This window comes from Erwinia sp. MYb416 (assembly GCF_037479575.1).
Lineage (GTDB): Bacteria > Pseudomonadota > Gammaproteobacteria > Enterobacterales > Enterobacteriaceae > Erwinia > Erwinia rhapontici.
Map to the genome: position 1 here is coordinate 1 of NZ_JBBGYT010000222.1, position 777 is coordinate 777.

Here is a 777-nt window from a genome sequence, read left to right on the forward strand (position 1 = left end):
GTTTTGGAGTGTAACTCGCCTGAAATTTATAGCATCTATAAATATGGGGCAATCACCCAGCTCTGAAGATTGTAATATTGATGGCAATGGTCTTGCTTTTTTACAGGGCAATGGTGAATTTGGGAAAGTTAACCCCAGAGAGAAACAATATTGCCCTGTGCCTAAAAAAATAGCTCAGCCAGGAGAGCTTTTATTCTCAGTGCGTGCGCCTGTAGGTGCGATAAATATTGCAGATAAACAATATGGGATTGGACGTGGTTTATGCAGTATTCAAGGAGCTATCAATGTCCAGCAGTCTTACTTATGGTGGATATTCCCTTCTTACAAAAATCAGTTAGATGCTATTGCGACTGGCAGTACATTTGAAGCAGTTTCCACTGAGCAAGTGCAAAATTTATATGTCACATTACCGAGTTACATCGAACAAGAAAGAATAGCTGCATTCCTCGATCATGAAACTGCAAAAATCGATTCTCTAATCGAAAAACAGCAACAGCTAATCGAACTTCTCAAAGAAAAACGCCAGGCGGTGATTAGCCATGCTGTCACCAAAGGGCTAAACCCTGATGTACCGATGAAGGATTCTGGTGTTGAGTGGTTGGGAGAGGTGCCTGAGCATTGGATTGTCAAACCACTAAGATATCTGGGTGATTTCCAGAATGGAATTAATATTGGGGCCGAGGCGTTCGGTTCTGGTTATCCATTTGTGAGTTATGGTGATGCGTATAAAAATAGAGTGTTGCCGGAGTTCGGTAGCGGATTAGTACAGTCAACGAG

Annotated in this window: 1 protein-coding gene; it reads left to right on the plus strand. The window is 42.1% G+C overall.

The genetic code is table 11. From position 1 onward, the window contains the following. The coding region (locus tag WH277_RS02045; protein WP_339504108.1) for a restriction endonuclease subunit S at positions 1 to 777 on the plus strand (777 nt) is incomplete at both ends.